9 protein-coding genes are annotated in these 13,066 nt (G+C 65.1%); 5 read left to right on the top strand and 4 right to left on the bottom strand.

The features are described from left to right. Positions 1-25 precede the first annotated feature (25 nt). Genes BRAGE_RS0111580 through BRAGE_RS0111560 form a run of 5 tightly spaced genes read left to right on the top strand, consistent with a single transcriptional unit; the run spans position 26 to position 5,482 of the window. Complete coding sequence (locus tag BRAGE_RS0111580; RefSeq protein ID WP_027559771.1) at positions 26-1,300, top strand: alkaline phosphatase family protein; 1,275 nt, start codon at positions 26-28, stop codon at positions 1,298-1,300. Then, entirely contained in the window at positions 1,293-2,411 is a 1,119-nt protein-coding gene (locus BRAGE_RS0111575; RefSeq protein WP_027559772.1) for an ABC transporter ATP-binding protein, read from the top strand. Before BRAGE_RS0111580 ends, BRAGE_RS0111575 begins: the two co-directional genes overlap by 8 nt. Then, entirely contained in the window at positions 2,408-3,337 is a 930-nt protein-coding gene (locus BRAGE_RS0111570) for a carbohydrate ABC transporter permease (RefSeq protein ID WP_027559773.1), read from the top strand. The genes BRAGE_RS0111575 and BRAGE_RS0111570 overlap by 4 nt, the downstream gene beginning before the upstream one ends. Beyond that, entirely contained in the window at positions 3,334-4,173 is an 840-nt protein-coding gene (locus BRAGE_RS0111565) for a carbohydrate ABC transporter permease (protein WP_027559774.1), read from the top strand. The genes BRAGE_RS0111570 and BRAGE_RS0111565 overlap by 4 nt, the downstream gene beginning before the upstream one ends. Positions 4,174-4,189: 16 nt before the next feature. Beyond that, positions 4,190-5,482 (top strand): ABC transporter substrate-binding protein, encoded by a 1,293-nt coding sequence (locus tag BRAGE_RS0111560; protein ID WP_084334379.1) that lies wholly within the window; start codon positions 4,190-4,192, stop codon positions 5,480-5,482. A 588-nt stretch (positions 5,483-6,070) separates the two neighbouring features. Here the strand turns inward: BRAGE_RS0111560 and BRAGE_RS0111555 are convergent. The 4 genes from BRAGE_RS0111555 to BRAGE_RS0111540 form a co-directional block, all read right to left on the bottom strand. After that, positions 6,071-9,001, bottom strand: a complete 2,931-nt coding sequence (locus BRAGE_RS0111555) for an NHLP bacteriocin export ABC transporter permease/ATPase subunit (RefSeq protein WP_084334381.1) — start codon at positions 8,999-9,001, stop codon at positions 6,071-6,073. Beyond that, positions 8,998-11,238: a cysteine peptidase family C39 domain-containing protein gene (locus BRAGE_RS48380; RefSeq protein ID WP_051377825.1), complete on the bottom strand. Its 2,241-nt coding sequence runs from the start codon at positions 11,236-11,238 to the stop codon at positions 8,998-9,000. The genes BRAGE_RS0111555 and BRAGE_RS48380 overlap by 4 nt, the downstream gene beginning before the upstream one ends. Continuing rightward, on the bottom strand, positions 11,235-12,533 hold the full coding sequence (locus tag BRAGE_RS0111545) for an NHLP bacteriocin system secretion protein (RefSeq protein WP_027559777.1): 1,299 nt from the start codon (positions 12,531-12,533) through the stop codon (positions 11,235-11,237). The genes BRAGE_RS48380 and BRAGE_RS0111545 overlap by 4 nt, the downstream gene beginning before the upstream one ends. Positions 12,534-12,663: 130 nt before the next feature. Further along, entirely contained in the window at positions 12,664-13,053 is a 390-nt protein-coding gene (locus tag BRAGE_RS0111540; protein WP_027559778.1) for a hypothetical protein, read from the bottom strand. Positions 13,054-13,066: the final 13 nt, after the last annotated feature.

Raw genomic sequence — 13,066 nt, 5'->3', positions numbered from 1 at the left:
TGCCGCTCAACGTGAAAGCGTAAACATGCGCCGCGCCATCCTCGTTGTCCTTGACGGCCTGCGCCGGGACTTCGTCGCCCCCGAGACCACGCCGCATCTGGCCGCGTTCGCTGAACGCGCCGAGCAATTCTCGGCCTACAGCACGGTCTTTCCTTCATGCACGCGCGTGGTTTCGGCAAGTCTTGCCACCGGCTGCCTGCCGGCTCGCCACGGTCTCCAGGGCAACACCATGGTCCTCGTCGAGGACGACCATCTTGTGCGTCACGACGCCGGTCGGCCGGATTTTCTCCAGCACAAAAGGCGTGTCACCGGATGCAGCCTTGCCGTTCCGACGCTTGCCGAGCGCCTGCGTGAGCATGGCGGTGCAGTGATCTACAGCAACGTGTCTCCTGGAGCGGCCTATGCTCACGATCCCGACGGCCACGGACGCATCTATCATCGCGCCGGCTCCTTTGGGCGAGGCCGGATTCCGTTGCCCGAAGCCGAACAGCTTCGCGTGACCCTGGACGTGGCTGGCGATCGGGCCATGACCGAACGCTTCATTGCCGAGGCTGTGCTGGTCCGGAATCCTCCTGCCCTCGCTCTGATGTGGCTGGGCGAACCCGACTCCTCGCAGCACGCACTGCCGCTGGGCTCGCCCGAACATCTCGCCGTCGTGAAGGAAGCCGATCGGAACGCGAAGCGCGTCATGGACGCGGTGGCGCACCTGCCCGACCGCGATGACGTGCTCTTCCTGCTTGGATCCGACCACGGCCATCAGGTGGTGGGCGGCGTCATCCACATCGAGGCTGAGCTGGTCGCCGCAGGCCTCAAGGAAAGTCTTGATTCCGGCGACGTGGTGGTCGCCTCCAACGGCACCTCGGCACTTATCTACCTTCACCGCAACGCTGCCGGCCGCGAGGCGGCAATCACCGACTTTCTGGCGCGCCAGGACTGGGCCGGTGCTGTCCTGCCCAAGGCCGAGCTGCACCGTGTTGGGCAATCCGCCGATAACGGACTCGCCTGCGCCGTCGCCATGCGTGCGACCGAGGCTCCCAATCGCTTCGGCGCTGTCGGGACCAGCTTTGCCGCCAAGCGTTCCGAAGGCAAGGAAGACGTGATCGGCGCGGGTCAGCATGGCGGGCTCGGCGCAGCGGAGCAGTCTCCCTTCCTCATGATCTCAGGGCCGGACTTCTCGGCCGGAGCGGTGCGTTCCGAAGCAAGCTCGGTCATCGACATCGCGCCTACAATTCTTGCTCATCTTGGTCTGTCCGCCTCCGGGACGGACGGCAACGCGCTCCAGCGAGGCAGCCGTGGCTGAGATAGAGCTGCGCGGCATCGAAAAGCACTATGGCGAGACGCCGGTCCTGAAGGACGTCTCCCTGAAAATCGAGGACGGGGAATTCCTGACCCTGGTGGGACCGTCGGGCTGCGGCAAGTCGACCTTACTCCGGATCATCGCGGGGCTCGAGGATCAAGACGCCGGTGAGGTGAACGTGGGCGGCCGCCCCGTGGACGGAGCCCGTCCAAAGGACCGGGATGTCGCGATGGTGTTCCAGTCGTATGCGCTCTATCCCCATCTCACCGTATTCGACAACATCGCGCTGCCATTGCGCACGCGGCAGCTCTCATTCGCGCAGCGCCTGCCGCTGATCGGCCCGCTCGTGCCGGGCCGGGCCGCCATCGAACGGAGCATTCGCGTGGAGGTGGAGCAGGCCGCCGTCATGCTCGACGTGGCTCATCTGCTTCACCGCAAGCCCGGCCAGCTTTCCGGCGGGCAGCGCCAGCGAGTCGCCCTCGGGCGCGCGATGGTGCGACGCCCCACCGTCTTCCTGATGGACGAGCCGCTATCCAATCTCGATGCCAGGCTGCGTGTGCAGATGCGTACGGAAATCACCTCGCTGCACCGCCGCCTCGGCGTGACCTTCGTCTATGTGACGCACGATCAGTCAGAGGCCATGACGATGGCGGACCGCGTCGCCGTGATGATGGGCGGCGAGCTGCTCCAGGTCGGCCCTCCGGAAGAGCTCTATCGCGACCCGCAGGATCTCAGAGTGGCCGAGATGATCGGCAGCCCGAAGATCAACATCGTCACGCGCGCTCACTGGACGGACAATCGATCAGGTGTCTTGGCAGCCCTCGCGCCCCAGACCAGGCGCCTTGCATTTCGTCCCGAAGCGGCAATCCTGACCACGCCGGCCGATGAGCTCCTCAACGGCACGGTGACGAACCTTGAAAATCTCGGTTCCGACATCTTCGTGCATGTCGCTCTCCGTGACGGCTCGGAAACCGCGGTGGTCCGCACCTCGCCCGACGAACGGCGCTTTTCGCTCGGCTGCAAGGTTGGGCTCAAGGTCGACGCCGCGCGGCTGATGCAGTTCGACGAGGCCGGCAGGCGTTGCGGCAACATCGAGCGGGTGGCGGCGGCATGAGCCTGACGGCTTCGATCCAGACCCCCATCCGCTCGGCTGTCCGTCGTCGGCATCGGACTGAGGAGGCCGCTATTGGCTGGCTTGCAGTCTCCCCGGCGTTGATACTGCTCATCTGCCTGCTCTTTGGCCCCGCTGCCGCGGTGATCCTGTTCTCGTTCACCGACTGGCAATTGGGTGCCGCGACGTTCCGTTTCATCGGCACCGAGAATTTTGCTGCGTTGTGGGCGGACCCGCCATTTTGGAAGGCCCTGATCAACACGTGTCTCTACGTTGCGATCGTCGTGCCCGGAACGGTGGGACTTGGCCTTGCCACAGCTCTGCTCATCGAGGCGAGCCCTGCCCTGCGCGGCTTCTATCGCGCGGTGCACTTCCTGCCGGTGATGTCGACCATGTCAGCCATGGCGGTGGTGTGGGGCACCATGCTCCATCCCAGTATCGGCCTCGTCAACCGGGCACTCGCCGCGTTCGGCGTGACCGGGGTCAATTGGCTGCGGGACGAGCACACCGCCCTCCTCGCCCTCGCCCTCATCGGCATTTGGCAGGGTTTCGGCTTCGCCATGGTGCTGTTCGTCTCCGGCTTGAAAGCGGTCCCTCAGCAGCTCTACGACGCCGCCGCAGTCGACGGCGCGGACGGTGTCCTTGACCGGCTGCGCATCGTAACTCTCCCGATGCTGGGGCCGGTCACCATGTTCGTCATCATCCTCACCGCAAGCCGCGCCTTCGAGGTGTTCGACAGTGTGCGCGTCCTCACCCAGGGCGGCCCGAACTACGCCTCGGAGGTTCTGTTGAATCGGCTCTATTCCGAGAGCTTCGACTATCTGCGCACGGGTTACGGCGCGGCTCTCACGGTGGTTTACCTTGCGATCGTGATTGCCCTCACACTCGCCCAGGCGCGGTTCATCGAACGCCGCGTGCACTATTCATGAGCGCACACCGCCGATACCGGCTTGCGGGGCGCATCGCGCGCCATGCTTTGCTGGTCGTCTCCGCGACTTTCGCGCTGCTGCCTTTCGTGTGGATGATCAGCCTGTCGCTGAAACCGCCCGACGAAATCTTTCAACCCGACTTCCATCTCTGGCCCAAGACCTTCGTGGGAGTCGAGAATTATCGCGTTGCGCTGACCGCGGCGCCGATGCTCCGCTTCCTGCTCAATGGCGTGTTCGTCTGCGCGACGATCTTCGCGCTTCAGCTCATGGTTTGCGTGCCATGCGCCTACGCGCTCGCCAAGATGCGCTTCCGCGGCCGCGACACGCTGTTTTCCGCTGTGCTGGTCGCGCTTCTCGTCCCACCTCAGGCGCTGGCCATCCCCCATTTTGTCCTGCTCCATGTCTTCGGGCTGCTCGACACTTATGCGGCTCTCATCCTTCCGTGGATCATCTCGGCCTTCGGCATCTTCCTGCTGCGCCAGTTCTTCCGATCCATCCCGGACGAGATCATCCACGCTGCCCGTCTCGATGGGCTTGGCGAGTTCGAGATCATCTGGCGCATCATGATGCCCATGAGCGCGCCGGCGCTTGCCGCCTTCGGGGTCTTCTCGGTCGTCGCCCACTGGAACGACCTGTTCTGGCCACTCATCGCGGTTCGGACGGAAGACATCTCGACGCCGGCGCTCGGCATTCTCCTGTTCCGCGATGACGAGGCTGGTCAATTCCTCGGGCCGCTGATGGCCGGCGCCACCATCATCGTCGCTCCGCTGCTGCTCGCCTTCCTTCTTGCCCAGCGCCGTTTCATCGACGGGCTGGCAACCACCGCCATGAAGTGACCCAAGGGAGATCGTCATGATCGACAAACTGCTGCCGCGCCGCGTGTTGAGAGTTGTGGGTGCCGCGTTGCTGGCCGCTTGCGCGGTCACCCCCGTCCATGCCGAGGAGATTACGCTGGACGTCCTTTATACCACACCAGGGACCTTCAATGCTCTTCAGCAGGAACTGGCCAAGCGCTTCACCGAGGCCCATCCCGACATCAAGGTCAAGTTTCGCAATCCAGTCGCCGGATACGAAGAAGGGGCCCAGCAGATCCTGCGCGACCAGATCACCGGTCGCCTGCCGGATGTCGCCTTCAACGGCATCAATCAGATCGGCTTGTTCGTGGATCGCGGCCTCGGCGCGCCGTTCGATTCTTTCGTGGCGGCGGATGGTGGCCTCGACAAGCTTGGCTACTACCCGACGCTTGCGACGCTCGGCCGCTGGAAGGGAAAGCTCTATGGCCTCCCCTTCGCCGTCTCGACCCCAGTGCTGTACGTGAACGCCGACCTCGTGAAGAAGGCCGGCCTCGACCCGGCCGACCTGCCCAGAAGCTGGCCCGAACTTATCGCCGCCGGTCAGAAAATCCAGACGATCGCCGGAGCCGGCGTGACCGGATTCTATTATCAATGGGACCAGACCGGAAACTGGCTGCTCCAGTCGCTCATCACCAGCCGCGGCGGACGTATATTGAAAGCCGACGGCTGCACGGTTGCCTTCGATGATGCTGCCGGCATGTGGGCCCTCAAGATCCTGGAATCTTTTGGCAAGTCGGGAATGCCCAATCTCGGTATCAGCCAGGCGCGTCAGGCGTTCGTCGCGGGCGGGATCGCCATCCTCGTCGATTCCACATCCTACGTCGCTGCGGCGGACCGCCAGATCGGCAACCGCTTCGATTTCACGACCGTCGCATTTCCGCTATCGGCGCCGGAGGGCAAGTTGCCGGCGGGCGGCAATGTCGCCATGGTCTTCGCCAAGGACGCCGAGCGGCGGAAGGCTGCGTGGGAGTACGTGAAGTTCGTCACTGGCCCGAGCGGTCAGACGCTGATGGTGAACTATACCGGTTACATGCCCGGCAACGAGATCGCTGTGAAGTCGTCCGACCTCCTCGGCTCGTTCTATGCCAAGAACCCCAATCACATGACCAGCATTCAGCAACTGCCGGTGCTGACGGACTGGGCATCATTTCCGGGTGGGAATTCCCTGAAGATCATCGAGGTCATCAAGAACCACACGGAGAGCCTGGTGACGGGCAAACATCCGGCTGAGGAGGTGATGCCCAACCTGGTGCGGGATGTGAACAGCCTCATGCCCAAATGCAGCGGCTAGAGCATGATCCGGACCCGGAGGGCCGCGTTAGCGCAAAGTGTGCAGCGGTTTTCCGAAAAGATCATGCACAAACAACAAGCTAAAGCGCGATGACGATTCATCCCGATCTCATCGCGCTTTAGAGCTGGGTGTGCCAGGCAAGCCGCAGTGATCCGCGCAGTTGGCTCAGCCTTGGCCTCTCTCGCTGCCCCACCGACGAAACGTCAGCTTCAAATTCGACGAGCGAACTTGCATTCGAAAGATAGCCCGAAAAGCCAAGCCGCAAAACACCAACAACTATAGCTAGTTCCGAGGTGGTGCGCTCGGAGCGGCGGACTCATTTACTATCATTTCAACGGGTTACGGTAGCGGAAGGCGAGTTTTGGTGCATTTCACGCTCAAAAGTGCCCTTCGGCCTACTCGCTGTAGGGGAACCCTCCCCTATGCGAGGTCAGGTTGGCCCCCACCGCTCATAACGGCCTGGTTGCAGGTTCGAGTTCTGCCGGGCCCACCATTGAAATCAATCGCCACCACACCAGCGAGGCCAACGACACATCATTTGCATGCGCGACCGCCGGATATCCTGCAGGCAGAAAGCCGTGTTGAATTTCAAACAAGCTGCCGCGCGACCAGATCGGCGAACAAGCCCTTGACCGCCATCAGCTCGTCGTAACGGCCGGTTTGCACCACCTTACCGCGGTCGAGAACGATGATGCGGTCGGCGCTCTTCACGGTGGTGAGGCGGTGCGCGATGACGAGGCGCGTCACCGCCAGCCGGTGCAGGCTGTCGGTCAGGCGGGCTTGCGTCAAATTGTCGACGGCGCTCATGGCCTCGTCGAGCAGCAGAATGCGCGGCTTGCCGACGAGGGCGCGGGCGAGCGCAAACCGCTGGATCTGGCCGCCGGAAAACGCCGCTGCGGCTTCGGTCACGATTGTGTGCATGCCCATCGGCATGGCGTGGATGTCCTGGTCGACATTGGCCTGCCGCGCGGCCTCCCAGGCCTGCTCGAGCGTGCCCTCGTGGGTGCCCATGATGTTTTCATAGAGCGTGCCGGGAAACAGCGCGGTGTTCTGCAACACGCCACCGATCTGCCGCCGTACCATTTCGATGTCGAGATAGCGCAGATCCTGCCGGTCGTATTGCACCGTGCCGCTCGCCGGCATCTCAAACCCGAGCAGCAGCCGCATCAGGGTCGACTTGCCGGATCCCGACGGGCCGACCAGCGCGACGTGCTCGCCCGGCGCCAGCGATAACGAGACGCCCTGGAGCGCGAACGGCGCATCGGGGCCGTAACGGAAATAGACGTTGGTGACATCGATGTTGCCGGTCAGCACGCCCGGATCGCGCTTCGATCCGGCGACGTCAGGCGCGACGCGCAGCAGGGGCGCCACGCGCCCCCAGGAGGGTTGCGAATTCCAGGCGGCGACGACGCTGCGTGCCAGTTGCAACGAGGCGCCCATGTAGGCGCCATAGGCGGCGATGAAGGACACGAACGCGCCGGTCGAGAGTTCGTCGCGCGACAGCTGCGACAGGATCAACAGGATGAGCGCCAGCGCCAGCAGCTCGAAGACCACCAGCGCCGTTTCGAACAGGGTGCCGAAGGTCCGCGCCCGGTACATGCGGGAGCGCAGCTCGGCGAAATCCATGGCCCAGCGCGCAAAGCCGCGCTGCTCGGATCCGGTGGCGCGCAGAGTCGTGATGCCATGCACGAGCTGGAACACGATGCCGTAGATATCGGAGAGGATTTCCTCCCCGCGGCGCAGCGCATCGAGCTGATGATAGCCGCAGAACGCCGCAATCGCGGCGATCAGGGCGAACAGCCCGATCGCCGCCCCCGCCGCCGCGGGCGAGTAGTAGAACATCAGGCCAATGTTGCTGACGAAAAAGAACAGCGCCGAAATCGAGCCGAGCATCAGCGAATAGGCGCCGCGGCGCAATTGATCCGCCGCGACGAGGCGGCTCGTGATATTGCCGGGGCTCATGCGCAACGCACTGTCAGGCAGCCGCAAAAGCCGATCCATGAAGGCGGCCTGCAAGGCGCCCGCCCCGCGCCCGTCGAGCCGCAGGCTTGCGATGTCGAACACGAAACGAAAGCCGGCGGCGATGAACGCGGCCAGCACGAGGCCCATGCCGAGGGTGAACAGCGACAGCGTCTGGTGGCCCGGAATGAAGCGATCGAACGCCAGTTGCATCGCCATCGGCGTCGCGAGGCCGAGCAGCGCGGAGGCCAGCGCCATGGAGACGGCAAGCGCCGTATCCCACCGGTTGCGCAGCCAGCCGAAACCGATGAACTGCCGAAACCCGATCGGCCCATCCGGGAATGGCGGATAGAGCATGTGCGCCTGCGGCGCGAGCCGGGCCGCTAGCGTGGCGTCGACCGGCTTCGGCCTGGCGTGCTCCGCCTCGATCATCACCCAGCGCTTCGCGTCGGTCGGGATCAGCGCCACCGGGCGCCGCGCATCGTCGAGGAAACCGATCAGCGGACCGAGATCCTGCTGCAGCCAGTCGCCGCTCAGCACCACCTGCCGGTTGCGCAACCGCACCGCGCGCGCTGCGTCGTCGACATTGCGCGCCCGCGACAGCTGTTCGCGCTGCCGGTTGGTGAAGTCGAGCCCGAGCTTGCCCACAATGGTGACGAACGGCGCGACGAACGGCTCGTCGCCGACAGGCTCGGCGGCCGCTTGCGGCGCGACCTTGCCCAGCACCGCGTCGAATCGCGTGAAGGCGCGATTAACCGTGCGGGTGGTGCGCGCCATCCGGCCCTGGACCGCCTGGCGCAACGCGTCCTGGCGGGTGTCGTGTGCGCGCCGGACCAGCGAGAACAAGGTGGCGTGGGTGAACTCCAGCAGGCGCTGCCATTCCGACAGGCGAAGGATATCGGCGGTGCCGACCGCATGAACCTCGCAGGGCCGTGCCGGCGAGATCCAGATGCCGCCGGCCACCGCCGCCACCTGCCGACGATTCATGCCGGCGACCGGCACGCCGCCACAGCACGACAGGTCGGCGCCTAGCGCCGTCAACCAGACCACGCCGCCACGGGTCATGAGCGCGGCTTCGCCTGCGGCCTTCTCCTGTTCGCCGGGCGCGAACGTGACGATATCGAGCGGCGCCGGGCCGACCATGCGGCTCACGGCGGCGCTCAGATGACTAAGCCACCCGTCGATGGATGCGGCCACCGCGTTGTGCTGCTGCTCGGAGCCTTTGGCCTGGATGGCCAGCGTGTCGGTACGGATGGCGGCGATCGCGCTGGTCTCGACCGCCACCGCGGTCACCAGCAGATCGTCCTCCACCACGATCGGCGCGATGTACTCGCCGCCGCCGAGTTCGCACAGGAACATGCGTCCCGACAGCTCGTCGCCGCTCTTCACGGTGAGATAGATCTCGACCCGTCCGGCGGCGATGATGTGGCCTTGCCGGGTTGCGCTGAGCGCCAGGGCCTCGCCGGGCTCGAGATTGATGCTGGGCGCGGCCGCGAACGGCGCGGCCAGCATGCCGTCACTCGACGCCAGGGTCAGCACGGGTGGGCGGGGCGCCATCATGCCTCGACCTGCTTCTGGTATTGGCGATGCGCCGCCATCAGGGCGGTGTGGCGGCCGCGCTCGACAATGCGCCCCTCGTCCAGGACGATGATTTCGTCGCAATCGCGCAGGGTCGAAATGCGGTGCGAGATCAGGATGCAAGTGCAGCCACGGCGGCGGATATTGTCGATGATTCCCTGTTCGGCGATGGAATCCAGCGAACTCATGGCTTCGTCGAACACGATCAGCACCGGATCGACAGCAAGCGCCCGGGCGATGGCAAGGCGCTGACGTTCGCCCGCGCTGAAATTGCGGCCATTGTCGTCGACGCGCGTCTCGTAGGCCATCGGGCGCGACGCGATCATTTCGTGCACCATCGCGTCCCGGGCCGCCGCCACCACGCGATCCTCGCTGATGGTCAGATCCCACATGGTCAGGTTTTCGCGCACCGTACCGCCGAACAGCGTGGTGGTCTGGTCCACATAGGCCACCGCCGAGCGCAACACCGGCGCCGACAGCCGGGCGAGATCGATGCCATCGATCCGGATCACGCCGTCGCGCGGCGTCATCAGGCCAACCATCAGCCGGGCGAGCGTGGACTTTCCGCTGCCGGTGGCGCCCGTGATGGCGACGCGACCGCCGGCCGGCACTTTCAGCGAAATGTCGCGTAGGAACGGCGCCGTCACCGTCGTGTAGCCGAAGGTCAGGCCCTGGATATCCAGGGCGCCATGCAGCGCCGGAATGACGCCCGACTCATCAGGGGCCTCGAGAATTGGATCGACGCGCTGCCGGCCGACATCGCCGAGCCGGTCGATATGGCCCCGCGCCTGCTGCAATTGCGCGGTCAGCCCCATCACGCTGGTGACGGGCGCGTTGAAATTGGCCATCAGCGCCTGGAACGCCACCAGCATGCCGATGCTGATGGTGCCTTGCATCACGCCGACGCCGCCGATGAACACGATACAGGCACCGGCGATCGTGCCGAGCAGGATTGGCAGGCCGGCCAGAAGCCGCTGCCAGAACGCCATGGCCTGCTCGGCGCTGACGACTTTGGCGTGCTCGCCGGCCCAGCGCCGGAAGAACAGGTTGTCGGCGCCGCTGGCGCGGTAGGTATCAAGATTGGCGAAGCCGTGGATCATGGTGGATTGCATGCGGGCTTCGTCCTGCAGCATGCGCCGGTTGGCGTCCGACAGCCGGCGCGACAACCAGACCAGCAGCGCGAGGTTGAGTGCCGCGAATGCGATCACCACCAACGCCAGCGGCACGTTGTAGGCCAGCATGACGAGCGCGTAGATCACGATCGACAGCAGGCCGATGAACGTGACCGCGAGACTGCCCGAAAGCAGGCCGGTCAGGCGGTCGCTGACCATGAGACGATTGGTGATTTCGCCGCTGTTGCGCTGGGCGAAGAACGCCATCGGCAAGCGAAGGATGTGCCACAACACACGGCCACTGGTGTCGACTCCGAGCTTGACCTGGAACCGCGCCAGCGTGCGCTGTTGCAGAAAGGTCAGCAGTCCCTTCGCGAGCGCGATCGCCGCGATGCCACCGACCAGCCACCACAGCCAGCGCGACAATCCGGCAATCATGTAGTAGTCGACGAACGCGCGTTGCAGACCGGGGATCATCAGGCCCGGCACCACCAGCAGGAAGCCGCCGAGTACGGCGGCCAGGATCGGCGCCTTGAAGCCCGGCAGGGTCTGGCGGATGCTGCGCACCAGGTCAGGCGCTTCACCTCCCGCAGCAAAATCGGGGCCCGGCTTCAGGGCGAGTATCACCCCGGTGAACGCCCGATCGAAATCCTGCGTCGTGAGAACACAGGGACCGGTCGCCGGATCGTTGATCCAGACTTTCTCGCTGGTGCGGCGCTCCACCACGACGAAATGATTGAATTCCCAAAATACGATGCATGGCAGAACGTCGTCGGTCAGATCGTCTGGACCGACGGTATAGCCGCCGCCCTCAAGTCCGTAGCGCTCTGCGGTGAGCAGCAGATTCTTCGCATTGGTCCCGTCGCGGTTCACACCGGCGACCTCACGCAGCTCCTCGATCGGGACCCACCGGCCGAAATAAGCGAGCAGGATGGCGAGACACGCGACGCCGCATTCAGCTGCCTCGTACTGAAGGATCGTAGGTGTCCTGTGCACCGAAGCGTCGCCGATGCGTGCCCGCAGCGTTGGCCACGCGAAATACAACAGCAGCGCCGCGCGCGACGTCGCCTCGGCGATTTTGGTTTTCAGCGCAAGCAACGCCTTCACGAACCGCTTCCCAGAACCTGCCGCAGCGGCGGGATCAACAGGCTCAGGGCCGGCAACGACATGGTCTCGATGTCGCTGCCGACCGTCGTGCCGGCGTTGATGCTGAGATCGGGGCCGCGCGAGGAAGACCAGCGATAGCCGCTCGGCGTGTCCCTGGCGGCGAACAGGTCCACCACGACTTCGTAAGGGGCGCCGTCCTTGGCGAGCGACTGTCCCAGCTGCCGGTTCTTCAGCGTGCGGTACATGCCTTCCGCGGTCGCCGGCACCTCCGCCACGGTGCGGACGCGGCCTTCGATAAAGCCGAACTCTTCCCGCCGCACCGTCGAGGGCGACAGGCGCACGTTCATGCCGGGGCGGACCTTCTTGCCGTCGTTCGACGGCACATAGACAACCGCATAGAGCGGCCCGATCGGGTCTTTGTCAACCTTCGGCAGCGCCTCGGCGACCTTGTCGGGAATCAGCGAGAACAAAGCGGCGTTGCGATCGACGATTTCGCCCGGATTGACCTTGAGTTCGATGACAGTGCCGTCGTACGGGCTCAGCACCACGCTCTGGCGGTCGAGCTTCTCGCGCAGCGTGCGGATCTTGCGCTCGGCGGCCGCGACCTTCAGTTCGACGTTGAGGCGTTCGCGCTCATCGTCGGTCTGCGCCTTGGTGGCCTCGAAATCGAGGTTGCGAATGCCGTCCTGGGCCTGCGCGCGCTGCGCCTCCGCCTTGCCGATCTCGACGCGGGTCTCGAGCGCGCTCTTGCGCGTGAGGATCTGCTTGTCCATCAGCACGGCGTCGCCCTTGGCGATCTCGTCGAGCCAACCGAGTTGCTTTTCAAGAAACGCGATATCGTCCTTGTAGCCCTGCCGGCGCTGCGCGATCGAGGCGGCGAGTGCCGGCCCGCGGCGCTCCTGGAATTTCACGATCTGGTCGCGTTCACCGACGGCATCGCGGTATTCGGCTTCCGCGTTGATCAGGTCTTCGCGAATTTCCGGCTGATCGAGCCGGGCTACCGCCGTACCGGCCTTGATCTTGTCGCCGACCGCCACGCTGAAGCTCAACAGACGCCCGGGATTGTCGGCGGTCACGTCGAGCAGGCCGCCTGGCGATAGCAAAATCCCCTGCCCCGGCACCGTGACGGGCACCGTCAGGACGATGCTCCAGATCAGGCCGCCGACCACGAGACCCGCCAGCGCCAGCAGCGCGACCCAAGTCGGACGTCCGACAATGCGGAGCCCCTGGTCGAGCCGCTCCGGCGCCGACAACCTCTCGAGTGCTGCTTCGCGAAAAATGCCCTCGTTCGCCATGCCCGTTCGCTACGCCTGGCCGCGCCCGTCCTGATCGGGTGGCCCGCCATATTTACACCAATGGCCTTGCGGCGCTTCAGCTTTTTGCCGCGGATGGTGAATTCCGCGGCGGCTGACCTGACCAACGCCGTCAGTTGTCCTTTCGCGCGCTCTCGGCGGCGACCGCAGGCGCCTGAGCAGCCGCTTTTTTCGCCTCCTCCACCGCCGCAGGCAGCTTGCGGGCGATATTTACCATCAGGCTGACATACTGGGCGATCCGCGCCCGGTAGGCGTCGCCGTTGGGCTGGCCTTTGGTCAAAATCGCCAGCACGGCCCCGAGCTTGTCGGTCTCGATGGCCGCGGTCCCCGGCGACAGCGCCAGGACCGCAGTCATCGCCAGGATGGCAATCTGCTGCGCGTCGTTGGCGGCGGCCAATTGCTGGAGGGAGAGGCCCAGCGCCGTGCCCAAGGCCTCTGCCGCCTTTGGGTCTGCGGGATCGGCGGCCTTGCCGGACGCCGGCACTTCGGTCTGATCGGACACGTGAACTCCTAAT

It is taken from the genome of Bradyrhizobium genosp. SA-4 str. CB756 (assembly GCF_000473125.1).
Taxonomy (GTDB): domain Bacteria; phylum Pseudomonadota; class Alphaproteobacteria; order Rhizobiales; family Xanthobacteraceae; genus Bradyrhizobium; species Bradyrhizobium arachidis.
This window is presented reverse-complemented; position numbering and strand designations above follow the sequence as displayed.

Bases quoted from the DNA above. Each gene is read 5' to 3' on its own strand.
- BRAGE_RS0111565 (WP_027559774.1), top strand. From the start codon at position 3,334: ATGAGCGCACACCGCCGATACCGGCTTGCGGGGCGCATCGCGCGCCAT.
- BRAGE_RS0111545 (WP_027559777.1), bottom strand. From the start codon at position 12,533: ATGGCGAACGAGGGCATTTTTCGCGAAGCAGCACTCGAGAGGTTGTCG.
- BRAGE_RS0111570 (WP_027559773.1), top strand. From the start codon at position 2,408: ATGAGCCTGACGGCTTCGATCCAGACCCCCATCCGCTCGGCTGTCCGT.
- BRAGE_RS0111560 (WP_084334379.1), top strand. From the start codon at position 4,190: ATGATCGACAAACTGCTGCCGCGCCGCGTGTTGAGAGTTGTGGGTGCC.
- BRAGE_RS0111555 (WP_084334381.1), bottom strand. From the start codon at position 9,001: ATGATGGCGCCCCGCCCACCCGTGCTGACCCTGGCGTCGAGTGACGGC.
- BRAGE_RS0111580 (WP_027559771.1), top strand. From the start codon at position 26: ATGCGCCGCGCCATCCTCGTTGTCCTTGACGGCCTGCGCCGGGACTTC.